This is a genomic window from Mycobacterium sp. E183 (assembly GCF_001667735.1).
GTDB lineage: Bacteria > Actinomycetota > Actinomycetes > Mycobacteriales > Mycobacteriaceae > Mycobacterium.
Map to the genome: position 1 here is coordinate 27821 of NZ_LZJN01000138.1, position 25862 is coordinate 53682.

A 25862-nucleotide genomic window follows, 5' to 3' on the forward strand; every position below is an offset into this window, starting at 1 on the left:
AAGCGGGCGGCACCCCCACGCCTATGCTGGCGGGGTGTCGGAGCCGCCCGCTGTGCGGCCGGGAGACGCCCCAAGCATCGTCGGATGGAGAGAAGCCGCGTGACACTCAACACCATTGCGCTCGAGCTGGTGCCGCCGAACGCCGACGAAGGCCGCGAGCGGGCGCTCGAGGACGCGCGAAAGGTGGTGCAGTACTCGGCGGAAACCGGTCTGGCAGGCCGGCTGCGGCACGTGATGATCCCCGGCATCATCGCTGAGGACGACGACCGTCCCATCGTGATGAAGCCCAAACTCGACGTGCTGGACTTCTGGTCCATGGTCAAGCCCGAGCTGCCGGGATTCCATGGCCTGTGCACCCAGGTCACCGCCTTCTCCGACGAGCCGACCTTGCGGCGGCGGCTGACCGATCTGCGCGCGGCCGGGATGGAAGGCGTGGTCTTCGTCGGCGTCCCGCGCACGATGAACGACGGCGAAGGCTCCGGCGTCGCGCCCACGGACGCCCTGTCGATCTACCGTGAGCTCGTGCCCAACCGCGGCGTCATCCTGATACCCACCCGCGAGGGGGAGCACGGCCGGTTCAACTTCAAGTGCGATCAGGGCGCCACCTACGGCATGACCCAGCTGTTGTACTCCGACGCGATCGTCGGCTTCCTGCGCGAATTCGCCGAAACCACCGATCACCGGCCGGAGATCCTGCTGTCCTTCGGCTTCGTCCCCAAGATGGAGGGCCGGGTCGGCCTGATCAACTGGCTGATTCAGGACCCGGGTAACGCGGCGGTGGCCGACGAGCAGGAGTTCGTCAAGCGGTTGGCCGCCAGCGAACCGCCCCAGAAGCGTCAGCTCATGACCGACCTCTACAAGCGCGTGATCGACGGGGTGGCCGAGCTGGGGTTCCCGCTGAGCATCCACCTCGAGGCCACCTACGGGGTGTCGGCGCCCGCCTTCCAGACGTTCGCGGAGATGCTGGCGTACTGGTCGCCCGCCCAGTACAGCTAGCTCGGCGGCTGGTCCCGCGGTGCGGTGAACCGCGGGGAACGATCGCGGTTCATCCAGGCCAGCAGCGCGACGACGCCGGCCGCGGCGAACGACGCGATGCCCAGCCACACGCCCGCCCCGGTGAATGACCGCGTGTTCGGGTCGGTGTAGCGGGCCTGAGCCGTCATCGTGCTCACGACGCCCGGCTTGAGCTTCCAGGACACCACCGTGGACTCGACCCGGTCGCCGTTGGTGGACGTCACCACGCCGGGGAAGGCGACGGTCAGCTCGACGTCGGCTTCGGAATCGGTCAGCGAGGTCAGGTCAGCGCGGCCCTCGAGGATGACCAGGTTGCCGCTGCGCCGCAGGGACAGGTTCACCCCCTGCGCATCGGAGTTCATGTTGGCCAGCTGCGGCAACTCGGCGAACGTCAGGTCCGAGAACACCGCCTGCGATCCCACGTAGCCGTCGCTGTCGTAGTTCGACACCGCCACCTTCTGGCTGAACGGCAGGTTGTTGCTGTCGAGCTGGGGGCCGGTGTCCTTGGGCGTCTTGGGTTTAGCGGCGGCGACGATCTCCCCGGACACCAGGTCGTCGGGGGAGACGGTGAGCGACGCCCTGACCCGCAGGCAGCCGGTGGCCAGCGGCACCAGCATGAGCAGCATCGCGATGGCCACCAGGCGGCGGCGCCGAGCGGTGAATCCGCGGGATCTTGGCGGGGAGAGGCTGGCGCGCACCAGGTCATCGTGCCAGATTCGGCGCGCCGCCAGCGCGGGTCCGCCCGGGCGCGCCCGCGATCCGGCGATCACAGCGGGAGCTTGCGGCCCAGGATCGCGAATGCGCGCGGGTCACCGGCGAAATGGTAGCCGCGGATCACGTCGGTGAAGCCCAGCCGGCGGTACAACCGCCAGGCCCGGTTCGGTTCGCCGTTGGTCTCGGGCGTGGACAGCAGGACGTTCTCTTCGGCTCGACCGGCGAGCAGCCGCCGGGCCAGCGCCTCGCCGAGGCCGCGACCCTGCGCGCGCGGGTGGATGTGCAGCTCGGTCAACTCGAAGTAACTGTTCATCAGCCCGGCGATCTCCTGCGCCGGCCGGCCGCCCCGTTGCAGTCCGAGGACGACCTGCTGCTGCCACCACTGCCCGGGTGCCCCGGGGTACCCGTAGGCGATGCCGAGCAGCGGGGCGTTGCTCAATTCGGCCGCCGACGGGACCGCGCCGTCCGCGCCCTCGGCCGGCTCGGCGTCCACGACGCCCACCCCTTGCCAGCCCCGCCGGCGGATGTGCTCGAGCCACATCGCGGCGCGCTGGTTCTCGGTGCCGCGTGGGTACCGCATCGCGTCGACATACACCTTCAGGGCCTCGCCCAGACGGCGCTCCATATCGGTGGGCGGCAGATCGATGAGGAATATCGCCACTCGCGGTGTCCTCCTCACCCTGTGCTCGCATGCCGGCGTTCACGTTGTCGCGCGGCCCGCGCCGCCACCGCCATTATCGGACGCGTGGGGAGGCCGTCCGGCGGGCGGTCGCGGCAACGAACCGCCCACCCATCCCGGCTGGGGAAGCCGGTTGTAGCGCACGGCCGTTCCGGCTCCGACGGGGGCACGGCCGGGGCCAGGATAGAATCGCCACCGAACCAGTGGTATGGCGCAGATTGACCTCGTATCATTTCAGTTAGTTGCCCTACAACGGGCATCCGCGTGTTATCGATAGATACGCGTCAACTGTCGGCAAGGAGGGACGAATGCCACTCTCCGATCATGAGCAGCGGATGCTCGATCAGATCGAGAGCGCTCTCTACGCCGAAGATCCCAAGTTCGCGTCGAGCGTCCGCGGCGGAGGGTTGCGCGCGCCCACCGCGCGCCGCCGCCTGCAGGGCGCGGCCCTGTTCGTGATCGGCCTCGCGATGCTGGTTTCCGGGGTGGCGTTCAAGGCCACCATGATCGGAAACTTCCCGATTCTCAGCGTCTTCGGGTTCATCGTGATGTTCGGTGGCGTGGTGTTCGCCATCACGGGTCCACGGTTGTCCGGCCGCCCCGACCACCCCGGCTCGGCGCCCGGCTCGCTGCGGCAGCGCCGCAACAAGGGCGGCGGGGGTTCGTTCACCAGTCGCATGGAAGACCGGTTCCGCCGCCGCTTCGACGACTAGCGGTCTCGCCAACGAATCTGGGGTAGCCACCGGGCTCCCCCTTTTTCATGTCTGTTTCGTAGCCGGGCGCGCCGTCATCGTCACAGATTGATCCGGCTCGGCTGAGTATCGCCGGGCCGGTGATGCGGTTTTGAGGCCGGATCGAGCCGCAACCGTGCTTTGGCGCAGGAGTTGAGCCCCACCGCGCCCCACCGAGTGCCTCCACTTCGCCCCACATCGTGGCCTGTGCGGCTTTGAGCTGCGGTTTCCTACCTTCTACTGGAATGCGAGGCGGGGCCCGGTGGGTCCGGGTGCGATGGCATGTGCGCCCATGGGTGGCGGATAACCCGGAAAAGTCCGCCACGACACTCTCGGAATGGGGCGAAGTGGGGGATTGTGGGGTATGGTGGCCACAGTGTTTGGGTGACCCCGAGTGGGAGGTGAGCCGGTGTTTCTCGGCACCTACACGCCCAAACTCGACGACAAAGGGCGGCTCACGTTGCCCGCCAAATTTCGCGACGCGCTGGCAGGGGGGTTGATGGTCACCAAGAGCCAGGACCACAGCCTCGCCGTCTACCCGCGGGGCGAATTCGAGCAGCTCGCGCGCCGGGCGAGCAAGGCGTCGAGGAGCAACCCCGACGCCAGGGCGTTCCTGCGCAACCTCGCCGCCGGCACCGACGAGCAGCATCCCGACGCGCAGGGCCGCATCACACTGTCGGCTGACCACCGCCGCTACGCGAACCTCTCCAAGGATTGCGTGGTGATCGGAGCGGTCGACTACCTCGAGATCTGGGATGCGCAAGCCTGGCAGGACTACCAGCAGACCCACGAAGAGAACTTCTCCGCGGCCAGCGATGAAGCACTCGGCGACATCATCTGAGGCGCACGCCCGTGCAACGTGGCCTCTGCCCGAACCGACCCTGGCGTACTTCCCCAACGCCAGGTTCGTGCCTTCGGACAGGGACCTCGATGCAGGGGCGTCTCGCCGGACCCGGGGAGGCGTTGCGGTGGCTGACGATTCGGGCGACTTCGGACACGTACCCGTCCTGCTGCAGCGCTGCGTCGAACTGCTGACCCCCGCGCTGACCCGTCACCATGCCGACGGGTCGGGGGCCGTCCTGCTCGATGCCACCCTGGGCGCGGGCGGGCATGCCGAGCGGTTCCTGACCGACCTGCCCGGGCTGCGGTTGATCGGACTCGACCGCGACCCCAGCGCGCTGGAAATCGCCGGCGACCGGTTGGCGCGATTCGCCGACCGCGTCACGCTGGTGCACAGCCGCTACGACGGCCTCACCGCGGCACTGGCCGAATCCGGTTACGACACAGTCGGATCGCTCGACGGGATGCTGTTCGACCTCGGGGTGTCGTCCATGCAGCTCGACCGCGCCGAGCGGGGCTTCGCCTACGCGCAGGACGCGCCGCTGGACATGCGGATGGATCCCGAGTCGCCGTTGACGGCGGCCGACATCCTCAACACCTACGACGAAGCCGCGCTGGCGGACATCCTGCACCGCTACGGCGAGGAACGGTTCGCGCGCCGGATCGCCGCGCAGATCGTGCGCCAGCGCGCCCGCGCACCCTTCACGTCGACCGCGGAGCTGGTAGCCCTGCTCTACCAAGCGATTCCGGCCCCGGCCCGGCGGACCGGGGGCCACCCGGCCAAGCGCACCTTCCAGGCCCTGCGGATCGCGGTCAACGACGAGTTGGACTCTTTGCGCAGCGCGATCCCGGCCGGGCTGGACGCGCTCGCCGTCGGCGGGCGCATGGTGGTGCTGGCCTACCAGTCCCTGGAGGACCGGATCGTCAAGCGGTTGTTCGCCGAAGCGGTCGCGTCCCGCACGCCGGTGGATCTGCCGGTCGAGCTTCCCGGCCACGAGCCGCGATTCCGGTCGCTCACGCACGGCGCCGAACGCGCGGACGCCGCCGAGGTCGAACGCAATCCGCGCAGCGCCGCGGTGCGACTACGCGCCGTGCAACGGGTCCAGCAGGCAACCGGAAAGGGCGACGCATGAAAGCAAAGCGGGAGACGCCGAATCGCCGCGGCGGGCGCGACGGTTCCGCCCGGCGCAGCAGGCGCTCGGCCGCCGAGCCCGGCTCGGCCCGCCGCACCCGGCCGGGGCGGAGCGCGGCGCCCACCCGGGAGAGCCGCGCGCCCAAATCCGGACCGCTCACCGGCCCCATCGCCCGGCCCGCCGAGCGTCCCGCGCGGCCCAAGAGCACGAGCCAGGCGAAGGCGCGGGCTAAGGCACGGAAGGCCAAGGCGCCCAAGGTCGTTCGCCCACGCCTGAGCGAGCGCCTGGCGACCCGGCTGGCCTCGATCGACCTGCGGCCCCGCACCCTGGCGGCCAAGGTCCCGTTCGTCGTGTTGGTCATCGGCGCGCTGGGCCTCGGCCTGGGTCTCACCCTGTGGTTGTCCACGGACTCCGCGGAGCGCTCCTACAAATTGAGCCACGCCCGCGAGAAGACTCGGCTGCTGCAACAGCAGAAAGAAGCGCTGGAACGTGATGTGCGCGAGGCGGAATCCGCACCGGCACTGGCGGAGGCGGCCCGCAAACAGGGCATGATCCCGACGCGGGACACCGCGCACCTGGTCCAGGACCCGTCCGGGAACTGGGTGGTCGTCGGCACGCCCAAGCCGGCTGACGGGGTGCCGCCACCACCGTTGAACAGCAAGCTTCCCGACCAAGGCCCGCCGGTGCCCCCCGCACCGCCGGCGCCGCCCGCCGAGGTCCCGGTCCGGCTGCAGCCCGACCCCGCGGCGCCCGCGCCGGCCCGGTCCGGTCCCGAGGCGCTGCTGCGTGCACCGGACGGATCGTCGACGCTCGGAGGCCAGCACCTGGCGCAGACCGGGCCGCAACCGCCGGGCATACCGGGGGCACCGGCAGCCGGGCAGGCGCCCGCTGCGCTGCCCGTGCCGGGTGCGCTGCCCGTGCCGGGCGTGCCGGTGCCGGGGCTGCCCGCGCCTGCGGTGATCGCGCCCGCTCCCGGGCCCGCCGAGGTGCCGGTGCCGTTGGGCGGCTTGCCGATTCCGCCGCCCGGGCAGGTGCCCGCACCGCTGCCCGCTGAGGTTCCGGTGCCGGTGCAACGGGCCCCCGCGGTTCCCCCGCCGGTGGCTCCCGTCGTGCCCGCCGCCCCCGTGTTGGCGCCGCAGCCGGTGGCTCCCGGTCCCGCCGTGACGCCGGGTGCGCCCCGGTGAGCCGCGGCGACTCCATGCGCGCCCGCCGGTCGCAGCCGAGCCGTGGTCCCCGTAAAGCGCAGGAAGCCAAGGGGGTTCGCCAGCCGAAGCGCCGCGGGAAGCAACAGCAGGCCCAGGACGTCCGGGAGCCGAAGCGATTCCGGAAAGCCAAGGAAGCCAAGCAGGGCCGCGCGGCCGACCGTCCGGAGGCCGCGGCGACCGAGCACTCCGCTCGGGAGCGGCGCACCCGCAAGCTCGTTCAGGCGGGCAGCCGCGGCGCGTCGTTCGTGTTCCGGCATCGGGCCGGGAACGCGGCCATCGGGCTTCTGATCGTGGTGGCGGCGGTCCAGCTGTTCGTCCTGCAGGTGACCAACGCGCCGACGCTGCGCGCCCAGGCGGCGAGCCAGCTCAAGGTCACCGACGTCGAGAAGGCCGTGCGCGGCAGCATCGTCGACCGCAACAAGGATCAGCTGGCGTTCACAACCGAGTCGCGCGCGTTGACGTTCCAGCCCAAGAGGATTCGCAAACAACTCGACGAGGCCAAGAGCAAGAACTCGGCGGCCCCCGACCCGCAGCAGCGGCTGCGGGACATCGCCAAAGAGGTCGCCACCAGGCTGGGCAACAAGCCCGACTCCGCGACCGTGTTGAAGAAGCTGCAGAGCGACGAGAACTTCGTCTATCTGGCGCGCGCCGTCGACCCCGCGGTCGCCAGCGCGATCTCCGACAAGTATCCCGAAGTCGGTTCGGAGCGGCAGGATCTGCGGCAGTACCCCGGCGGGTCGTTGGCGGCCAACATCGTCGGCGGCATTGACTGGGACGGCCACGGGCTGCTGGGGCTGGAGGAGTCGCTGGACTCGGTGCTGTCGGGGACCGATGGCTCGGTCACCTACGACCGGGGATCCGACGGCGTCGTCATCCCCGGCAGTTACCGCAACCGGCACCGGGCGGTCAACGGCTCGATGGTCCAGCTGACGCTCGACGACGACATCCAGTTCTACGTGCAGCAGCAGGTGCAGCAGGCCAAGAATCTGTCCGGCGCACATGATGTTTCGGCGGTCGTGCTGGATTCGAAGACCGGCGAGGTTCTGGCGATGGCCAACGACAACACCTTCGACCCGTCCCAGGACATCGGGCGCCAGGGCGACAAGCAGCTGGGCAACCTGGCGGTGTCCTCGCCGTTCGAGCCGGGCTCGGTGAACAAGGTCATCACCGCGTCCTCGGTCATCGAGTACGGCCTGTCCAACCCCGACGAGGTGCTGCAGGTGCCCGGCTCGATCAACATGGGCGGCGTGAACGTGCACGACGCGTGGGAGCACGGCGTGATGCCCTACACCACGACCGGCGTGTTCGGAAAGTCCTCCAACGTCGGCACTTTGATGCTCGCGCAACGCGTCGGGCCGGAACGCTTCTACGACATGGTCCGCAAATTCGGGCTCGGGCAGCGCACCAACGTGGGCCTGCCCGGTGAGAGCGCCGGGCTGGTGCCGCCGATCGACCAATGGTCGGGCAGCACCTTCTCCAACCTGCCCATCGGGCAAGGGCTTTCGATGACGCTGCTGCAGATGGCCGGCATGTATCAGACGATCGCCAACGATGGGGTGCGCATCCCGCCGCGGATCGTCAAGGCCACCATCGCACCCGACGGCACCCGGACCGAGGAGGCGCGTCCCGAGGGCGTGCGGGTGGTTTCGCCGCAGACGGCCCAAACCGTGCGCAACATGCTGCGCGCCGTCGTGCAGCGCGACCCGATGGGCTACCAGCAGGGCACCGGGCCCTCCGCCGCGGTGACCGGCTACCAGATGGCCGGCAAGACGGGCACCGCTCAGCAGATCAACCCGGCCTGCGGCTGCTACTTCGACAACGTCTACTGGATAACCTTCGCCGGCATGGCCACCGTCGACAACCCGCGCTATGTCATCGGGATCATGATGAACAACCCGGATCGCAACGCCGACGGTACGCCGGGCCACTCGGCGGCCCCGTTGTTCCACAACATCGCCGGCTGGCTCATGCAGCGGGAGAACGTGCCGCTGTCGCCGGACCCGGGTCCGCCGCTGACCCTGCAGGCGACGTAGCCAACCGGAAACCGCCGGCCGATCTGTCGTGCAGTGACGTCGGGTGTGCGTCCAGGGCGGGATTCGGGCCGAAATCCCGCCCTCAACGCACACTCGATCGATGAGCCCACCTGGCTGGCAGGCGCCTCTCGGTAGGGTGTCATGGCCGATCATGAGGACCACGTGCGTGGACGGGAGGTGTGCCGTGCCCACTGATTTGCGCCCCAGCGCCGTGGCGGGCGCGCGCCTGCCCGCGCTGGCGGCCCAGGTCGGGGCGGTGCCCGCGGACCGGGGCGCGGCGGTGCCCGACGTGCCCGTCACCGGCGTCACGCTGCGCGCCCAGGACGTGCGGCCCGGCGACCTGTTCGCCGCGCTGACGGGCGCCTCGACCCACGGGGCGCGGTACGCCCCCGAGGCGATCGAACGCGGCGCCGTCGCGGTCCTCACCGACGCCGCCGGCGTCGCGGAGATGGGTGCGTCGGCCTCGACCGTCCCGACGCTGGTGCATCCGGCGCCCCGCGGGGTCCTCGGCGCCCTGGCCGCCACGGTGTACGGGAACCCATCGGAGCGTACGACGGTCATCGGGATCACCGGAACCTCGGGCAAGACCACCACGACGTATCTGGTCGAATCCGGGCTGCGCGCCGGGGGCCGCAAGGCCGGGCTGATCGGCACGATCGGCATCCGGATCGACGGCGCCGACGTCCCGAGCGCGCTGACCACGCCGGAGGCGCCCGCGCTGCAGGCCATGTTCGCGGCGATGGCCGAGCGCGGGGTGGACACCGTGGTCATGGAGGTCTCGAGCCACGCGCTCGCGCTCGGCCGGGTGGACGGCACCGGCTTCGCGGTGGGCGGCTTCACCAACCTGTCGCGGGACCACCTCGACTTTCACCCCACCATGGCCGACTACTTCGAGGCCAAGGCGAAGCTGTTCGACCCCGCGTCACCGTTGCGGGCCCGGCGGGTGGTGGTCTGCGTCGACGACGAAGCCGGGCGCGCCATGGCGGCGCGGGCCGGGGATGCCATCACCGTCAGCGCCGCCGGCGAGCCCGCGCACTGGCGCGCCATGGACGTGATGCCGATGGGTGCGGGGGGACAGCAGTTCACCGCGATCGACCCCACCGGCGTGCGCCACCGGGTCGGCATCCGGTTGCCGGGGCATTACAACGTCGCCAATTGCCTTGTGGCGCTTGCGCTTCTGGACGCGGTGGGGGTGTCTCCCGAGCAAGCGGCGCCGGGACTGCTGGAGACCCGGGTGCCCGGGCGCATGGAAGACATCGACGGTGGCCAGGATTTCCTCGCGCTGGTCGACTACGCCCACAAGCCCGGCGCGCTGCGCGCGGTGCTGACCACCCTGGCGCGGCCGGGTCGCCGGCTGGCGGTGGTGTTCGGCGCCGGCGGCGAGCGCGACCCGGGCAAGCGGGCGCCGATGGGCGCGACCGCCGCTGAGCTGGCCGACCTGGTCGTCGTCACCGATGACAACCCCCGCGGCGAGGACCCCGCCGCCATCCGCCGCGAGATACTGTCCGGTGCGACCGAAAGCGGTGGTGCGGCCGAGGTCGTCGAGATCGGGGACCGGCGCGCGGCCATCCGGCACGCCGTCGCCTGGGCGCAACCGGGCGACGTGGTGCTGGTCGCCGGCAAGGGGCACGAGACCGGGCAGCGCGCCGCCGGCGAAACCCGTCCGTTCGACGACCGGGTGGAGCTGTCCGAGGCGTTGCGGGCCCGTCGGCCCCGTGAGACTCGGTCATGATCGACCTCACCGTCGCGCAGATCGCCGAGCTGGTGGGCGGCACGCTGGCCGACATCTCACCGCGGGCCGCCGCCGAGCTCCGCGTCACCGGAACCGTCGAATTCGATTCGCGCGCAGTGGGTCCCGGCGGGTTGTTCCTCGCGCTGCCGGGGGCGCACGCCGATGGGCATGACTACGCGCGGGCGGCGGCGGCGGCCGGCGCGGTGGCCGTGCTGGCCGCCCGGCCGGTGGGGGTGCCGGCGATCGTGGTGCCCCCGCAGCGGGCGAGCCGCGGCGGCGGCCTGGCCGGGGTGCTCGAACACGACACCGACGGCTCGGGCGCGGCCGTGCTCGCCGCGCTGGCCAGGCTGGCCAAGGCGGTGGCCGCCGAGCTGGTGGCCGGCGGCCTGACCATCATCGGCATCACGGGTTCGTCGGGGAAGACGTCGACCAAAGACCTCGTCAAGACCGTGCTCGAGCCGCTGGGCGAGGTCATCGCCCCGCCCGGGTCGTTCAACAACGAGCTGGGCCACCCCTGGACGGTGCTGCGCGCGACGCGGGACACCGACTACCTGGTGCTCGAGATGTCGGCCCGCCATCCCGGCAACATCGCCGCGCTGGCCGAGATCGCCCCGCCCGCGATCGGGGTGGTGCTCAACGTCGGCACCGCCCACCTGGGCGAGTTCGGCTCACGGGAGGCCATCGCGCGGACCAAATCCGAACTGCCGCAATCGGTTCCGCCGTCCGGTGTGGTCATCCTCAACGCCGACGACCCGGTGGTGGCGTCGATGGCCCGCGTCACCGGGGCGAGGGTGGTGTGGGTCAGCCGGTCCAGCCGCACCGACGCGGGTCCCAGCGACGTCTGGGCGGACGGAGTGTCGCTGGACGAACTGGCCAGGCCGCGCTTTACCCTGCACGCGATGGACAGCGCGGTCGCGGTTGAGCTCGGCGTGTTCGGCGACCATCAGGTCACCAACGCGCTGTGTGCCGCCGCGGTCGCGCTGGAGTGCGGCGCGACCGTCGACCAGGTCGCCGCCGCGCTGGCGCAGGCGGGGCCGGTGTCGCGGCACCGGATGCACGTGACCACCCGGGCGGACGGGGTGACGGTGATCGACGACGCCTACAACGCCAACCCCGACTCGATGCGGGCCGGCCTGCAGGCGCTGGCCTGGATCGCCCACCGCGCAGGCGAGAAGCGCAGGAGCTGGGCGGTGCTGGGCGAAATGGCCGAGCTCGGCGACGACGCGGTGGCCGAACACGATCGCATCGGCCGCCTGGCGGTGCGCTTAGATGTGTCTCGACTCGTCGTCGTGGGAAGTGGGAGGTCGATGAGCGCCATGCACCACGGAGCGGTCATGGAGGGCTCGTGGGGAGCTGAGGCGGTCAACGTGGCCGATGCCGACGCGGCGCTGGCGCTGTTGCGGGCCGAGCTGCAGCCCGGCGACGTGGTCCTGGTCAAGGCCTCCAACGCGGCGGGGCTGGGAGCGCTGGCCGACGCCCTGGCTGGTGACGATCGCGAGGGCGGCGAAGCCGGGCGAAGCGGGTCGTCACCATCGGGCGTCGATCGCGAGGGCGGCGAAGCCGGGCGAAGCGGGTCGTCACCATCGGGCGACGGGGGGACCGGCTCGTGAGGCAGATCCTGATCGCCGTCGCGATCGCGCTCGCGGTGTCAATCCTGTTGACGCCGGCGCTGATTCGCCTGTTCACCAGGCAGGGTTTCGGCCATCACACCCGCGAGGACGGGCCGCCCAGCCATCATTCGAAGCGCGGCACGCCGTCGATGGGCGGCGTGGCGATCCTCGCCGGCATCTGGGCGGGCTACCTCGGGACCCACCTGGCCGGGCTGGCGTTCGACGGCGAGGGCGTCTCCGCGTCGGGCCTGCTGGTGCTGGGCCTGGCGACCGCGCTCGGCGGCGTCGGCTTCCTCGACGACCTGATCAAGGTCCGCCGGTCGCGCAACCTCGGGTTGAACAAGACGGCCAAGACCATTGGGCAGGTGGCCGCCGCGGTGCTGTTCGGCGTGCTGGTCTTGCAGTTCCGCAACGGCAGCGGATTGACACCGGCCAGCTCGGACCTGTCCTATGTACGCGAAATCGCCACCGTCACTTTGACTCCGGCGCTGTTCGTGTTGTTCTGCGTGGTCGTCGTCAGCGCGTGGTCCAACGCGGTCAATTTCACCGACGGTCTGGACGGCCTGGCCGCCGGGTGCATGGCCATGGTCACCGCCGCCTACGTGTTGATCACCTTCTGGCAGTACCGCAACGCGTGCGTGACGGCGCCGGGCCTGGGCTGCTACAACGTGCGCGACCCGCTGGACCTGGCGCTCGTCGCGGCCGCCACCGCGGGCGCCTGCATCGGCTTCCTGTGGTGGAACGCCGCTCCCGCAAAGATTTTCATGGGGGACACCGGCTCGCTGGCGCTGGGTGGCATCATCGCGGGCCTGTCGGTCACCAGCCGCACCGAGATCCTCGCCGTCGTGCTGGGGTCGCTGTTCGTCGCCGAGGTCACCTCGGTGGTGCTGCAGATCCTGGCGTTTCGCACCACCGGTCGCCGGGTGTTCCGGATGGCGCCGTTCCACCACCATTTCGAGTTGGCGGGCTGGGCCGAAACCACGGTGATCATTCGCTTCTGGCTGCTCACGGCGATCACGTGTGGGCTGGGCGTGGCCCTCTTCTACGGTGAGTGGCTGGGCGCGATCGGTGCCTGACGTGCCCGGACTCGAGCCTCTGGTGCCGGGCGCGCCGGTGCTGGTGGCCGGCGGCGGGGTGACCGGCAAGGCGGTGCTGTCCGCGCTGATCCGGTTCGGCGCGGTGCCGACCCTGTGCGACGACGACCCGGCCACGTTGCGGCGCTACGCCGAGAGCGGCGTGGCGACGATGACGACGTCGACGTCCGCGGAGCGCCTTGCGCAGTACGCCCTGGTGGTCACCAGCCCCGGGTTCTCGCCGGACACGCCGCTGCTGGCCGCCGCCGCGACGGAGGGCGTGCCGATCTGGGGCGACGTGGAGCTGGCCTGGCGGCTGGACACGGCGGGTTACTACGGGCCACCGCGCCGCTGGCTGGTGGTGACCGGCACGAACGGCAAGACGACCACGACGTCGATGCTGCATGCCATGCTGACCGCCGCGGGCCGGCGCAGCGTGCTGTGCGGCAATATCGGCGACCCGGTGCTCGACGTGCTCGAGCAGCCGGCCGACCTGCTGGCCGTTGAGCTGTCCAGCTTTCAGTTGCACTGGGCGCCCTCGGTGCGGCCCGAGGCGGGCGTCGTGCTCAACATCGCGGAGGACCACCTGGATTGGCATTCGACCATGGCCGACTACACGGCGGCCAAGGCGCGCGTGCTGGGCGGCCGGGTGGCGGTGGTGGGGCTCGACGACCCCCGCGCCGCGGCGTTGCTGGGCACCGCCGCGGCGCCGGTGCGCGTCGGCTTCCGGCTCGGCGAGCCGGCGGTGGGCGAACTCGGCGTGCGCGACGGCCGGCTGGTCGACCGCGCATTCGCCGACGACCTCGCGCTCCTGCCGGTCGACTCGATCCCGGTGCCCGGGCCCGTCGGCGTCCTCGACGCCCTGGCCGCGGCCGCGCTGGCCCGCAGCGTCGACGTGCCCGCCGAGGCGATCGCGGAGGCGGTCGCGTCCTTCCGGGTGGGCCGGCACCGGGCGGAGGTGGTCGCGGTGGCCGACGGCATCACCTACGTCGACGACTCCAAGGCCACCAATCCGCACGCCGCCGAGGCGTCCGTGCTCGCCTACCCCCGCGTGGTGTGGGTGGCGGGCGGATTGCTCAAGGGCGCGTCGGTGGACGCCGAGGTCACCCGGATGGCCTCCCGCCTGGTCGGGGCCGTGCTGATCGGCCGGGATCGGCAAGAGGTTGCAGAGGCGTTATCGCGACACGCGCCGGATGTCCCCGTCGTCCAGGTTGTGACAGGCGAGGATGCTGATATGAATGCGACGGCTGTGGTTGTTGGTGCAAATGTGACAGAAGTGAAATATTCCGGCGACGATCTCGGCACTTCCGTCATGACCGCGGCGGTGGCCGCGGCCCGCGACCTGGCCCGGCCCGGCGACACGGTGCTGCTGGCACCCGCGGGCGCCTCGTTTGACCAGTTCACCGGGTACGCCGACCGTGGCGACGCCTTCGCCGCCGCCGTCCGCGCGGCCACCCGGTAGGGCGGGAATGGGTAACCCGCTGGCCCGGCTCAGACGCCGGGGCAAGGACATTGCAGAGGCCGGCGCCACCAAGGCCACCGACGCCGCCGCACCGGAGCAGCCGGACGCCGACGACGACGCGGCGACCGGCCCCGTCAGCGCCGCAGGCAGCTCGGAGGCCAGGCCGTCCACGAAGCCGCAGGCGGGAGGCGAGGGGCGTAACCGGTTCGGCGCCTGGCTGAGCCGGCCCATGACCTCGTTCCACCTGATCATCGCCGTGGCCGGGCTGCTGACGACGCTCGGTTTGATCATGGTGCTGTCGGCCTCGGGCGTGCGGTCCTACGACGCCGACGGGTCGGCCTGGGTGATCTTCGGCAAGCAGGTGCTGTGGACGGTGATCGGCCTGATCGCCTGCTACGCCTCGCTGCGCATGTCGGTCCGGTTCATCCGCCGCGTCGCCTTCACCGGCTACGTCGTCACCGTCATCCTGCTCGTGCTCGTGCTGGTGCCCGGCATCGGCAACCTGGCCAACGGGTCCCGGAAGTGGTTCGTCATCGCCGGCTTCTCGATGCAGCCCTCGGAGTTGGCGAAGATCGCCTTCGCCATCTGGGGCGCGCACCTGCTGGCGGCACGCCGCCTGGAGCGCGCCTCGCTGCGCGAGATGCTGATCCCGCTGGTGCCGGCGGCGGTCATCGCGCTGGCGCTGATCGTCGCCCAGCCTGACCTGGGGCAGACGGTGTCGCTGGGCATCATCCTGCTGGCGTTGTTGTGGTACGCCGGGCTGCCGCTGCGCGTCTTCGCCACCTCGCTGCTGGCCGTCTTCATGGCGGGCGCGGTCCTGGCCATGTCCGCGGGTTACCGCTCGGACCGGGTGAAGTCCTGGATGAACCCCGAGAACGACCCCATGGACACCGGCTACCAGGCCCGCCAGGCGAAGTTCGCCCTGGCCCACGGGGGGATCTTCGGCGACGGCCTGGGCCAGGGCGTCGCGAAGTGGAACTACCTGCCCAACGCCCACAACGACTTCATCTTCGCGATCATCGGCGAGGAGCTGGGCTTCGTCGGCGCGTTCGGGCTGCTGGTGCTCTTCGGGTTGTTCGCCTACACCGGGATGCGCATCGCCCGCCGGTCGGCCGACCCCTTCCTGCGGCTCCTAACCGCCACGACGACGATGTGGGTGCTGGGCCAGGCGTTCATCAACATCGGTTACGTGATCGGGATCCTGCCGGTCACCGGCATCCAGCTGCCGCTCATCTCAGCGGGTGGAACTTCCACGGCTGCAACGCTTTTCATGATCGGCATCATGGCCAACGCGGCCCGTCACGAACCGGAGGCGGTGGCCGCGCTGCGCGCCGGCCGTGACGACAAGGTGAACCGCTTCCTGCGGCTGCCGCTGCCGCAGCCGTACGTGCCGACGCGGCTGGAATCGTTCCGCGACCGCAAGCGCGGCGGCAAGCAACCGGGCAAGGGAAGCCCGCCGCGCAACGGCGCGCGCAAGCCCGCCCGCACGGCCCAGGAACCGCTGCGGCCGGCGTTCTCCCGCACAGCCGCACGGCCGGCGCGCAGGGCGGTGCATCATGGATCTGGCCAGCGCTCCGCCACTCGCGGGGCCGGCCAGCGTCAGGCACGGCGCGCACGCGCACTGGAAGGTCAGCGTTACGGGTGAACGACACGGTCAGCAAGCCGACCGGCGGGCGGGGGACAAGTCCCCAGCCCGCCGGTGCCGCGTTGTCGGCATTTAAACCCCTGTCGGTCGTGCTGGCCGGCGGGGGCACCGCGGGCCACGTCGAGCCCGCGATGGCGGTGGCCGACGCGCTCAGCGCACTCGATCCGCAGGTGCGCATCACCGCGCTCGGCACCCACCGCGGGCTGGAGACCAGGCTGGTGCCCCAGCGCGGCTACCACCTCGAGCTGATCACGCCGGTGCCGCTGCCACGCAAGCCCAGCGGCGACCTCGCGCGGCTGCCCCCGCGGGTGTGGCGCGCGGTCCGCGAGACCCGCGCGGTGCTCGACGCGGTGGACGCCGACGTCATCATCGGTTTCGGTGGGTACGTGGCGCTGCCGGCCTACCTCGCCGCCCGCGGGATTCCCCGCGGCCTCAGCCGTCGGCGACGCGTCCCGGTGCTGATCCACGAAGCGAACGCCAGCGCCGGCCTGGCCAACCGCGTCGGCGCCCGCGGCGCCGACCGGGTGCTGTCCGCGGTTCCCGACTGCGGTTTGCCGCGCGCCGAGGTGGTGGGGGTGCCGGTGCGGGCGGCCATCACGTCGCTGGACCGCGCGGCGCTGCGCGCCGAGGCGCGCAGGCATTTCGGCTTCGCCGAGGACGCGCGGGTGTTGCTGGTGTTCGGCGGTTCGCAGGGGGCCGTGTCGCTCAACCGGGCCGTGTCCGGCGCCGCCGCCGACCTGGCGGCCGCGGGCGTGTCGGTGCTGCACGCGCACGGGCCGAAGAACACCCTCGACCTGCGGGAGAGCCAACCGGGCGATCCGCCGTACGTCGCGGTGCCCTACCTCGACCGGATGGACCTGGCCTACGCCGCCGCCGACCTGGCGATCTGCCGGTCCGGCGCCATGACCGTCGCCGAGGTCTCGGCGGTCGGGCTGCCGGCCATCTACGTGCCCCTGCCGATCGGCAACGGCGAACAGCGGCTCAACGCGCTGCCGGTGGTCAACGGCGGGGGCGGCATGGTGGTCGCCGACGCCGCGCTGACGCCGGAACTGGTGGCCCGCGAGGTGTCCGCCCTGCTCAACGACCCGCCCCGGTTGGCGGCTATGACGACGGCCGCCGCGCGGGTCGGGCACCCCGACGCGGCGCGCCAGGTGGCGCAGGCGGCGCTGGACATCGCCAGGAAGGCAGCCGCGGGAGGGCGGCGGTGAACGCCGAACAGCTGCCGCCCGACCTGCAGCGGGTGCACATGGTGGGCATCGGCGGAGCCGGCATGTCGGGCATCGCCCGCATCCTGCTGGACCGCGGCGCGCTGGTCTCGGGGTCCGATGCCAAGGAGTCCCGCGGCGTGCACGCCCTGCGCGCCCGGGGCGCCTCGATCCGCATCGGCCATGACGCGTCGTCGCTCGACCTGCTGCCGGGCGGCCCGACGGCGGTCATCACCACCCACGCCGCCATTCCGAAGACCAACCCCGAGCTCGTCGAGGCCCGCCGGCGGGGCATTCCGATCATCCTGCGCCCGGCGGTGCTGGCCAAGCTGATGGACGGGCGCACCACGCTGATGGTCACCGGCACGCACGGCAAGACGACGACGACGTCGATGTTGATCGTGGCGCTGCAGCACTGCGGGCGCGACCCGTCGTTCGCGGTCGGCGGTGAGATGGGGGAGGCCGGCACCAACGCGCATCACGGCAGCGGTGACTGCTTCGTGGCGGAGGCCGACGAGAGCGACGGCTCGCTGCTGGAATACACGCCGAACGTCGCCGTGGTCACCAACATCGAGACCGATCACCTGGATTTCTACGGCAGCGCCGACGCCTACGTCCGGGTGTTCGACGCCTTCGTGGAGCGGCTGGCCCCGGGTGGGGCGTTGGTTGTGTGCGTCGACGATCCGGGCGCGGCCGCGCTGGCGGACCGCACGGCCGAGCTGGGAATCCGGGTGCTGCGTTATGGATCCGACCCGGGCGTGGACCAGGCCGCCACCCTGCTGTCCTGGGAGCAGCAGGGCACCGAGGCGGTCGCCCACGTCCAGCTGGCGGGCGAACAGCATCCCCACGTGATGCGGCTGTCGGTGCCCGGTCGGCACATGGCGCTCAACGCGCTTGGCGCCCTGCTCGCCGCGCTCGAGATCGGCGCCCCGGCGGACGCGGTGCTGGACGGGCTGGCTGGTTTCGAGGGGGTCCGCCGGCGGTTCGAACTGGTCGGCAACTCCGGGTCGGTGCGCGTCTTCGACGACTACGCCCACCATCCCACCGAGATCAGCGCGACGCTGGCCGCCGTCCGCACGGTCCTCGAGCAGAGCTCCGGCGGCCGCAGCCTCGTGGTTTTTCAGCCTCACTTATATTCGCGCACAAAGGAATTCGCCGCGGAATTCGGTCGCGCGCTGGACGCCGCCGACGAGGTGTTCGTCCTCGACGTGTACGGCGCCCGCGAACAACCGCTGGCCGGGGTCAGCGGCGCCAGCGTCGCCGAGCACGTCAGCGTGCCCGTGCGCTACCTGCCGAACTTCTCCGCGGTCGCCGAGCAGGTGGCCGCGGCTGCCGGCCCGGGCGACGTCATCGTCACGATGGGCGCGGGCGACGTGACCCTGCTCGGGCCGGAGATCGTCACCGAGCTGCGGATCCGGGACAACCGCAGCGCGCCCGGCCGGCCGGGAGTGCCGCGATGACCCAGCCGGACGACCCCGTGGGTGTCGCCGGCGAATCGGCCTCCGGTTCGGCGGACGGCGCGATCACCGAACCGATCTTCGCCGCGGGGCCCGACGTCGAGAAGCCCACGGAGGACGAGGAATTCGAGGGGCCGCGCCGACGGGCGCGCCGGGAAAGAGCCGAGCGCCGCGCGGCGCAGGCACGCGCCACCGCCATCGAAGAGGCCCGCCGGGAGGCCAAACGCCGGGCCACCGGCCGCGCGGCCGACGAGCCCAAACCCGTGGCCCGGGGTGTGGTCCGCGGCCTGAAGATGCTGTTGGTGACGGTGCTGCTGGTCGCCCTCGGGATCGGGCTCGCGCTGATCCTGTACTTCACCCCCGCGATGTCGGCCCGCAACATCGTCGTCGTCGGCACCGGGGTGGTGACCCGGGAAGAGGTGTTGGACGCCGCCCGGGTGCGGCCGGGCACGCCGCTGCTGCAGATCAACACCAACCAGGTCGCCGACCGGGTGGCCGCCATCCGGCGGGTGGCCAGCGCCCGGGTGCAGCGCCAGTACCCGTCGGCGCTGCGCATCACCATCGTCGAGCGAATCGCGGTGGCGGTGAAGGACTTTCCCGACGGCCCGCACCTGTTCGACCGCGACGGCGTCGACTTCGCGACCGGGCCGCCGCCGCCGGCGCTGCCGTACCTCGATGTCGCCAACCCGGGCCCCAACGACCCGGCGACCAAGGCCGCGCTGCAGGTGCTGACCGCGCTGCGACCCGAGGTCGCGGGCCAGGTGGGCCGGGTCGCAGCCCCCTCGGTCGCCTCGATCACGCTGACGCTGGGCGATGGCCGGGTCGTCATCTGGGGGACGACCGATCGCACCGACGAGAAGGCCGAGAAGCTGGCCGCGCTGCTGACCCAGCCCGGACGGACCTACGACGTGTCGAGCCCCGACCTGCCGACGGTGAAGTAGCGACGCCGGTCAAGCGCGGCGTGTGACGGTCGTAACAGAAAAAATTTGCGAGCCGCGCGTCGGCGCGCCTGCGGGGTTAGGGCGCGCCATGCCCATACCGTTCTGGTTGCGCGGAACTACTTGACATAACTCTAACTCTATGGTTGAGGTTGAGGGTTTGCCAGAGGGACCGTGAGTGACCGGAGAAACCGAATCCCCACCAGGGAGGAAGACGAGATGATGACCCCCCCGCATAACTACCTGGCCGTCATCAAGGTTGTGGGTATCGGTGGTGGCGGCGTCAACGCCGTCAACCGGATGATCGAACAGGGCCTCAAGGGCGTGGAGTTCATCGCGATCAACACCGATGCGCAGGCGCTGTTGATGAGCGATGCCGACGTCAAGCTCGACGTCGGCCGCGACTCCACCCGCGGGCTCGGCGCCGGGGCCGACCCGGAGGTCGGCCGCAAGGCCGCCGAGGACGCCAAGGACGAGATCGAGGAGCTGCTGCGTGGCGCGGACATGGTGTTCGTGACCGCCGGCGAGGGCGGCGGCACGGGCACCGGCGGCGCGCCCGTCGTCGCCAGCATCGCCCGCAAGCTGGGCGCGCTGACCGTCGGCGTGGTCACCCGGCCGTTCTCCTTCGAGGGCAAGCGGCGCGGTTCGCAGGCCGAAGGCGGCATCAACACGCTGCGGGAAAGCTGCGACACCCTGATCGTCATCCCCAACGACCGGTTGCTGCAGATGGGCGACGCCGCGGTGTCCCTGATGGACGCTTTCCGCAGCGCCGATGAGGTGCTCCTCAACGGCGTGCAGGGCATCACCGACCTGATCACCACGCCGGGCCTGATCAACGTCGACTTCGCCGACGTCAAGGGCATCATGTCCGGCGCGGGGACCGCGCTGATGGGCATCGGCTCGGCCCGCGGCGAGGGCCGGTCGCTCAAGGCCGCCGAGATCGCGATCAATTCACCCCTGCTGGAGCAGTCCATGGAGGGCGCCCAGGGCGTGCTGATGTCGATCGCCGGCGGCAGCGACCTGGGCCTGTTCGAGATCAACGAGGCCGCCTCGCTGGTGCAGGACGCCGCCCACCAGGACGCCAACATCATCTTCGGGACCGTCATCGACGACTCCCTCGGCGACGAGGTGCGCGTCACCGTCATCGCCGCGGGCTTCAGCGCGACCGGTCCCGGTCGCAGACCGGTCACCGGGGACAGCGCCGCCGAAAAAGGCGGCGCGCACCGCATCGAATCGGCGAAGGCCGGCAAGCTCACCTCGACACTGTTTGAACCCGTCGACGCGGTCAGCGTCCCGGTTCACACCAACGGCGCCACGCTGAATATCGGTGGCGACGACGACGACGTCGACGTGCCGCCGTTCATGCGCCGCTGAGGGTCTCGATCTGCTTGCCAGTGCGCGACAAACCGGCCACGAAAAGCACGGGCAGGATGGCGCTGCCCGCTGGCAGCCGGGGGGCTCCGGATACTGAAGAAGTGAGCGTGCGCATCCGGCGGGTGACCACCACCCGCGCCGGTGGTGTCTCGGGTCCACCGTTCGACACCTTCAACCTGGGCGACCACGTCGGCGACGATCCGGCGGCGGTGGCCGCCAACCGCAACCGGCTGGCCGCCGCCATCGGGCTCAAGCCCGAGCGCGTCGTGTGGATGGACCAGGTCCACGGTGACCGGGTGGAGGTGGTCGACCGGCCACGGGGCGGCGCGGTCGAGAACACCGACGCGCTGGTGACCGGCACCGCGCGGCTGGCTCTGGCGGTGGTGACGGCCGACTGCGTGCCGGTGTTGCTCGCCGACGCGCGCGCCGGAGTGGCCGCGGCCGTGCACGCAGGCCGCGTCGGCGCCCAGCGCGGGGTGGTGGCCCGCACCGTGGAGGCGATGGTCGAGCTGGGCGCGCGCCCCGAGGACATCTCGGCCCTGCTGGGCCCGGCGGTCAGCGGCCGCAACTACGAGGTGCCCGCGGCCATGGCCGACGAGGTGGAGGCCGCGCTGCCCGGCAGCCGCACCACCACCTCGGCGGGCACCCCCGGCCTCGATCTTCGGGCCGGAATCGCTTGCCAGTTAACGGATTTGGGTGTGAGGGCCATCGACATCGATCCGCGGTGCACGGTCGACGACCCGACGTTGTTCAGCCACCGCCGGGACGCGCCCACCGGCCGGCTGGCCTCCCTGGTGTGGATGGAGTGACCGCGATGGCGGTGGACATGCCTGCGGGGGGTGACCGCGAAACGGAATTGACCCACGCATTAGCGGCGGTGCGCTCGCGCCTTGCGGCGGCCGCCGAAGCGGCGGGTCGCAATGTCGGTGAAATCGAACTGCTGCCGATTACCAAATTCTTCCCAGCAACCGATGTGGTGACTTTGTCGCGTTTGGGTTGCCGGGCCGTTGGCGAATCGCGGGATCAGGAAGCATCGGAAAAAGTGAGCGAAGTCACCAAACTCTTATCGCGGGTGGACGTCCCGGCCATGCGCTGGCACATGGTGGGCCACATCCAGCGGAACAAGGCCCGCTCGGTCGCCCGCTGGGCGCATACCGCTCACTCGGTGGACAGCTCGCAATTGGTCAGCGCCCTCGATCGGGGCGTCTCGGCCGCCCTGGCGGAGGGCCGCCGCGCCGATCCGATGCGGATCTACGTCCAGATCAGCCTTGACGGCGACGAGTCGCGGGGCGGCGTCGACATCTCGCTGCCGGGCGCGGTCGACCAGCTTTGCGCGCAGGCCGAGGAGTCAAAACACCTGGAACTGGCCGGGCTGATGGCCATCCCGCCGCTGGGCTCGGACCCTGACGCGGCCTTCGGGCGCCTGCGAACGGAGCATCTGCGCGTGCTGGAATCGCATCCCAACGCCGTCGGACTGTCCGCCGGCATGTCCGACGATTTCGAAATTGCCGTCAAACACGGTTCGACATGTGTGCGTGTCGGTACCGCGCTATTGGGCCCGCGGCCGCTACCGTCACCGTATTAAGTCACTGTAGTCACATCTTCATCACTGACACCAAGCATCAGGGGCTAGAAGGGGTCAACGCAATGAGCACACTGCACAAAGTCAAGGCCTATTTCGGTATGGCCCCGATGGACGACTACGACGACGAGTATTACGACGACCACGCGCCCTCCCGCGGATTCCCGCGCCCCCGTTTCGACGACGGGTACGGCCGCTACGAGGGGCGCGACTACGACGACCCGCGCGAGCCCGCGGACTACCCGCCGCCTGGCGGCTACCGCGGCGGTTACGCGGAGGAGTCGCGGTACGGCGCCGTCCACCCCCGCGAGTTCGAGCGGCCCGAGATGGGCAGGCCGCGCTTCGGGTCCTGGCTGCGCAATTCGACCCGCGGCGCGCTGGCGATGGACCCGCGCCGGATGGCGATGATGTTCGAGGAGGGCCACCCGCTCTCCAAGATCACCACGCTGCGGCCCAAGGACTACAGCGAGGCCCGCACCATCGGCGAGCGGTTCCGCGACGGCACCCCCGTCATCATGGACCTGGTGTCGATGGACAACGCCGACGCGAAGCGGCTCGTCGACTTCGCGGCGGGCCTGGCCTTCGCGTTGCGCGGCTCCTTCGACAAGGTGGCCACCAAGGTGTTCCTGCTGTCGCCCGCCGACGTCGACGTGTCCCCGGAGGAGCGTCGCCGGATCGCCGAAACCGGCTTCTACGCTTACCAATAAACCCGGCTCGGCGGCGGCGGTCGGCCGCCACCTTCGCTGGCCGGGCGAGCTGAGATGTGGTCGAGGGCCCGGAGTCGGTACGCTGGCAGGCGCCGCGCATGCCTGCGGCGCATGACATCTCATCGGTAAGGTCGGGGCTCTTCAGTTGGTGCTGTTCTTTCAGATCCTTGGGTTTGCGCTGTTCATCTTCTGGCTGCTGCTCATCGCCCGGGTCGTCGTCGAGTTCATCCGATCGTTCAGCCGCGACTGGCATCCCACCGGCATCACCGTGGTGATCCTCGAGATCATCATGTCGATCACCGATCCGCCGGTGAAGTTGCTGCGCCGGCTGATCCCTCAACTCACCATCGGGGCGCTCCGTTTCGACCTGTCCATCATGGTGCTGCTGTTGGTCGCGTTCATCGGCATGCAGCTCGCCTTCGGCGCCGCGGCCTAACCTTGTCTCCAGCGCCCTGTCTCCGGCGCCCTGTCTCCGGCGCCTTGTCTCCGGGCCGTTTCGGTCCCTGTCCGCGGGCCGGCTTCGGTGCCCGGAGACGGTTCGGCCACGTTTTCGCCTCGGTTTGGTGGCTGCGATTTAAAAATTCTAAGGTTTCGGATTTTATTGCCCTGAGCGTTTGAAATTGGTTCTTATTTATTGGCCTAAACAGCAACGGTCGCGCCTGGTGTGACAGGATGGACGGCAGTTGCACGACGGCTACCACTGCGTTCTACACTTTCCAGAACGTTAGACAGGAACTTGAGGGGACGAAACAATGCCGCTTACACCAGCCGACGTCCACAATGTGGCGTTCAGTAAGCCACCGATCGGCAAGCGGGGGTACAACGAAGACGAGGTCGACGCCTTCCTCGATCTGGTGGAAGCCGAGCTGACGCGGCTCATCGAAGAGAACAGCGATCTGCGTCAGCGGATCGAGGAGCTGGACCAGGAGCTGGCCTCCGGCGGCGGCGCGAGCGCCGCCCCAGCCGCCGCGGCCGCCCCCACTCAGGCGATTCCCGTCCCCGAGCCGGAGCCGGCCCCCAAGGCGGCGCCGGTGGCCGCGCCTGCCGCGTCCTCGTCGAGCAACGAGGAACAGGCCATGAAGGCGGCTCGGGTGCTCAGCCTGGCCCAGGACACCGCCGACCGGCTGACCAGCACGGCCAAGGCGGAGTCGGACAAGATGCTGGCCGATGCCCGCGCCAACGCCGACCAGATCCTCTCCGAGGCCCGCCAGACGGCCGAGACCACGGTCACCGAGGCCCGGCAGCGCGCCGACGCGATGCTCGCCGACGCCCAAACCCGTTCCGAGACCCAGCTGCGCCAGGCGCAGGAGAAGGCCGACGCCCTGCAGGCCGACGCCGAGCGCAAGCACTCCGAGATCATGGGAACGATCAACCAGCAGCGCACCGTCCTGGAAGGCCGGCTCGAGCAGCTGCGTACCTTCGAACGCGAATACCGGACCCGGCTCAAGACCTACCTGGAATCGCAGCTGGAGGAGCTCGGCCAGCGTGGATCGGCGGCGCCCGTCGACTCCAGTGCCGACGCCGGCGGGTTCGACCAATTCAATCGGGGTAACAACTAGCCTCACAGGCGTGCCGGACACTCGCCCAGCTGCGCGGTCGGCACACTAGACCTGCACACGAACTGGCTCTCCCGCTCGCCGCTTGGAGGATGACCGATGCTGATCATTGCGCTGGTGCTGGCCCTGGTCGGGCTCGTCGCGTTGGTGTTCGCCGTCGTCACGAGCAACGAGTTGGTGGCCTGGGTGTGCATCGGCGCCAGCGTGCTCGGCGTGGTCCTGTTGATCATCGACGCGTTGCAGGAGCGGCAGCGCCGCGACGCGGGCGCCACGGAGCAACACGAGGATGAGGCCGGCGAAGAGGCCGTCGACTACCCCGAGGAAGCAACCGAGGAAGCGCCCGACGAGGGCGCCCACGAAGCGCCGGCGGAAGCCGGCGCGCCGCCATCGGCGGAGGCGACCGAACAGTCGGCGGTGGCCGCGGAGGGCCGCGGCGACGAGGCCGCCAAGTAACAGTCAGCAGGTGGGCGTGGCGAGTGTCTCACGCACCTCGTCGTCGCTCACCTGATGGAAGTCGTCGTACACCTGGCCGACCGCTTCGAATCCGGGCGGCATCGTCACGCAGACCACCTCGTCCGCCTCGAGGGTGAGCTCACGGCAGGTCGACCGCGGTCCCACCGGCACCGCGACGACGATCGATCTCGGGCCCGCGGCTCGCACCGCCCGGACGGCGGCCAGCATGCTGGCCCCGGTCGCGATGCCGTCGTCGACCAGGATCACCACCTGGCCGCGGGGGTCGGACGGCGCGCGATCGCCCCGGTACGCGCGCTCACGGCGGGCGAGTTCGGTTGTCTCGCTTCGGATTACCTCACGGACCTGCTCGTCGCTGATCTGCAGGCTCGAAACCACGTCGTCGTTCATGACGACGCCGCCGCTGGCCAACGCGCCCATCGCGAGCTCCGACCACCGCGGCACCCCGAGCTTGCGGACCAGGAACACATCCAGCGGGGCGTGCAGCGCGGCGGCGATCTCCCACGCCACCGGCACGCCGCCGCGGGCGAGCCCGAACACCAGCACGTCGTCCCTGTCGCGGTAGGACACCAGCTGCTCGGCCAGCGCGCGACCGGCCTCGCGGCGGTCGCGGAAGGTGCGCGTCGCAGAGTGCCGGAGAAATCCGTCGGGTGCCATCGGTCGCGTTCCAGCCTACGGGCTCTCGCCCCGGCGGCCGAGGG

At 70.8% G+C, this 25862-nt stretch carries 23 protein-coding genes and 1 pseudogene; 21 read left to right on the forward strand and 3 right to left on the reverse strand.

Features of this window, described 5'->3' with window-relative positions:
- Nucleotides 1–99 precede the first annotated feature (99 nt).
- Complete coding sequence (locus A5691_RS15330; RefSeq protein ID WP_067782927.1) at nucleotides 100–996, forward strand: mycobacterial-type methylenetetrahydrofolate reductase; 897 nt, start codon at nucleotides 100–102, stop codon at nucleotides 994–996.
- Here A5691_RS15330 and A5691_RS15335 read toward each other — a convergent pair.
- Together A5691_RS15335 and A5691_RS15340 are read right to left on the reverse strand one after the other, a co-directional pair.
- The gene (locus tag A5691_RS15335; RefSeq protein WP_067758674.1) at nucleotides 993–1640 is read right to left on the reverse strand and encodes a DUF3153 domain-containing protein; all 648 of its coding nucleotides are present in this window, start codon (nucleotides 1638–1640) and stop codon (nucleotides 993–995) included. The two genes, A5691_RS15330 and A5691_RS15335, sit on opposite strands and share 4 nt — an antisense overlap.
- Before the next feature lie 140 nt (nucleotides 1641–1780).
- Entirely contained in the window at nucleotides 1781–2389 is a 609-nt protein-coding gene (locus A5691_RS15340) for an N-acetyltransferase (RefSeq protein WP_068018194.1), read from the reverse strand.
- A gap of 326 nt (nucleotides 2390–2715) precedes the next feature.
- On the opposite strand from A5691_RS15340, the gene A5691_RS15345 reads away from it, so the two are divergent.
- The 20 genes from A5691_RS15345 (at nucleotide 2716) to A5691_RS15440 (ending at nucleotide 25143) form a co-directional block, all read left to right on the forward strand.
- On the forward strand, nucleotides 2716–3120 hold the full coding sequence (locus tag A5691_RS15345) for a DUF3040 domain-containing protein (RefSeq protein ID WP_067274495.1): 405 nt from the start codon (nucleotides 2716–2718) through the stop codon (nucleotides 3118–3120).
- A 427-nt stretch (nucleotides 3121–3547) separates the two neighbouring features.
- The gene (gene mraZ / locus A5691_RS15350) at nucleotides 3548–3979 is read left to right on the forward strand and encodes a division/cell wall cluster transcriptional repressor MraZ (protein ID WP_007170790.1); all 432 of its coding nucleotides are present in this window, start codon (nucleotides 3548–3550) and stop codon (nucleotides 3977–3979) included.
- Nucleotides 3954–5111: a 16S rRNA (cytosine(1402)-N(4))-methyltransferase RsmH gene (gene rsmH, locus A5691_RS15355; protein ID WP_156675691.1), complete on the forward strand. Its 1158-nt coding sequence runs from the start codon at nucleotides 3954–3956 to the stop codon at nucleotides 5109–5111. The genes mraZ and rsmH overlap by 26 nt, the downstream gene beginning before the upstream one ends.
- Nucleotides 5108–6295: a hypothetical protein gene (locus A5691_RS15360; RefSeq protein WP_067758576.1), complete on the forward strand. Its 1188-nt coding sequence runs from the start codon at nucleotides 5108–5110 to the stop codon at nucleotides 6293–6295. The genes rsmH and A5691_RS15360 overlap by 4 nt, the downstream gene beginning before the upstream one ends.
- 14 nt (nucleotides 6296–6309) lie before the next feature.
- A complete protein-coding gene (locus tag A5691_RS15365) occupies nucleotides 6310–8349 on the forward strand; it encodes a penicillin-binding protein 2 (protein WP_156670197.1) in 2040 nt (679 codons plus the stop codon).
- 151 nt (nucleotides 8350–8500) lie between these two features.
- Nucleotides 8501–10081, forward strand: a complete 1581-nt coding sequence (locus tag A5691_RS15370) for a UDP-N-acetylmuramoyl-L-alanyl-D-glutamate--2,6-diaminopimelate ligase (protein WP_067758677.1) — start codon at nucleotides 8501–8503, stop codon at nucleotides 10079–10081.
- A complete protein-coding gene (gene murF, locus A5691_RS15375; protein ID WP_082950338.1) occupies nucleotides 10078–11691 on the forward strand; it encodes a UDP-N-acetylmuramoyl-tripeptide--D-alanyl-D-alanine ligase in 1614 nt (537 codons plus the stop codon). Before A5691_RS15370 ends, murF begins: the two co-directional genes overlap by 4 nt.
- Nucleotides 11688–12767: a phospho-N-acetylmuramoyl-pentapeptide-transferase gene (mraY, locus tag A5691_RS15380; protein WP_067758585.1), complete on the forward strand. Its 1080-nt coding sequence runs from the start codon at nucleotides 11688–11690 to the stop codon at nucleotides 12765–12767. The genes murF and mraY overlap by 4 nt, the downstream gene beginning before the upstream one ends.
- 1 nt (nucleotide 12768) lies before the next feature.
- Nucleotides 12769–14226, forward strand: coding sequence for a UDP-N-acetylmuramoyl-L-alanine--D-glutamate ligase (murD, locus tag A5691_RS15385; RefSeq protein ID WP_369827138.1), 1458 nt, complete (start codon nucleotides 12769–12771; stop codon nucleotides 14224–14226).
- A 7-nt stretch (nucleotides 14227–14233) separates the two neighbouring features.
- Nucleotides 14234–15871, forward strand: coding sequence for a putative lipid II flippase FtsW (gene ftsW / locus A5691_RS15390; protein WP_067758588.1), 1638 nt, complete (start codon nucleotides 14234–14236; stop codon nucleotides 15869–15871).
- Entirely contained in the window at nucleotides 15868–17079 is a 1212-nt protein-coding gene (gene murG / locus A5691_RS15395; RefSeq protein ID WP_067758591.1) for an undecaprenyldiphospho-muramoylpentapeptide beta-N-acetylglucosaminyltransferase, read from the forward strand. Before ftsW ends, murG begins: the two co-directional genes overlap by 4 nt.
- On the forward strand, nucleotides 17076–18536 hold the full coding sequence (gene murC, locus A5691_RS15400) for a UDP-N-acetylmuramate--L-alanine ligase (RefSeq protein ID WP_068018197.1): 1461 nt from the start codon (nucleotides 17076–17078) through the stop codon (nucleotides 18534–18536). The genes murG and murC overlap by 4 nt, the downstream gene beginning before the upstream one ends.
- On the forward strand, nucleotides 18533–19474 hold the full coding sequence (locus tag A5691_RS15405; RefSeq protein ID WP_067758598.1) for a cell division protein FtsQ/DivIB: 942 nt from the start codon (nucleotides 18533–18535) through the stop codon (nucleotides 19472–19474). The genes murC and A5691_RS15405 overlap by 4 nt, the downstream gene beginning before the upstream one ends.
- Nucleotides 19475–19693: 219 nt before the next feature.
- Nucleotides 19694–20845: a cell division protein FtsZ gene (ftsZ, locus tag A5691_RS15410; protein WP_067758682.1), complete on the forward strand. Its 1152-nt coding sequence runs from the start codon at nucleotides 19694–19696 to the stop codon at nucleotides 20843–20845.
- A gap of 101 nt (nucleotides 20846–20946) precedes the next feature.
- On the forward strand, nucleotides 20947–21654 hold the full coding sequence (gene pgeF, locus A5691_RS15415; protein WP_067758601.1) for a peptidoglycan editing factor PgeF: 708 nt from the start codon (nucleotides 20947–20949) through the stop codon (nucleotides 21652–21654).
- Nucleotides 21655–21659: 5 nt separating this feature from the next.
- Nucleotides 21660–22430: a YggS family pyridoxal phosphate-dependent enzyme gene (locus A5691_RS15420; protein WP_067758685.1), complete on the forward strand. Its 771-nt coding sequence runs from the start codon at nucleotides 21660–21662 to the stop codon at nucleotides 22428–22430.
- Nucleotides 22431–22492: 62 nt separating this feature from the next.
- Nucleotides 22493–23134: a cell division protein SepF gene (locus A5691_RS15425; RefSeq protein WP_067274456.1), complete on the forward strand. Its 642-nt coding sequence runs from the start codon at nucleotides 22493–22495 to the stop codon at nucleotides 23132–23134.
- 145 nt (nucleotides 23135–23279) lie between these two features.
- Nucleotides 23280–23570, forward strand: coding sequence for a YggT family protein (locus A5691_RS15430; protein ID WP_068018198.1), 291 nt, complete (start codon nucleotides 23280–23282; stop codon nucleotides 23568–23570).
- Nucleotides 23571–23886: 316 nt separating this feature from the next.
- Nucleotides 23887–24693, forward strand: coding sequence for a DivIVA domain-containing protein (locus A5691_RS15435; RefSeq protein ID WP_067758604.1), 807 nt, complete (start codon nucleotides 23887–23889; stop codon nucleotides 24691–24693).
- 96 nt (nucleotides 24694–24789) lie between these two features.
- On the forward strand, nucleotides 24790–25143 hold the full coding sequence (locus A5691_RS15440) for a hypothetical protein (protein ID WP_067758607.1): 354 nt from the start codon (nucleotides 24790–24792) through the stop codon (nucleotides 25141–25143).
- A 3-nt stretch (nucleotides 25144–25146) separates the two neighbouring features.
- Here A5691_RS15440 and A5691_RS15445 read toward each other — a convergent pair.
- Nucleotides 25147–25824, reverse strand: a pseudogene (locus A5691_RS15445) (phosphoribosyltransferase); the annotation flags it as partial.
- Nucleotides 25825–25862 lie beyond the last annotated feature (38 nt).